General features: G+C 50.9%; 1 pseudogene. It reads right to left on the bottom strand.

Annotated elements, in window-relative coordinates:
* A pseudogene (locus CWC14_RS19075) lies at window positions 1–267 on the bottom strand (aminopeptidase PepB); the annotation flags it as partial.

The following is a 267-nucleotide window of genomic DNA, read 5'->3' on the forward strand; positions in this document are numbered from 1 at the left end:
GTAGCGGATGTTTGAAACGCTGCAGCTAAATCGATATGCACCCAGCCTTGACCTTCATCACGAACAAAGCGAGACAGGAATCCAGCGGCGTTTGAGGCGCCACCAAAGCCACCACCTTTTTGTGGACGACTATTAGCGGTGTCGGCGTAAGGTGATGGACAGTTGTGCTGGTGGAACTTCTCCAATGGCAACGGCCATGCACCTTCAAATTCTTCTTTAGCGAAGCCGTCAACATCGCGTACCATGTCTTTGTCTAAGCCAAACAGA

Origin of the sequence: Pseudoalteromonas sp. S3260 (assembly GCF_005886925.1) — a bacterium.
Lineage (GTDB): Bacteria > Pseudomonadota > Gammaproteobacteria > Enterobacterales > Alteromonadaceae > Pseudoalteromonas > Pseudoalteromonas tetraodonis.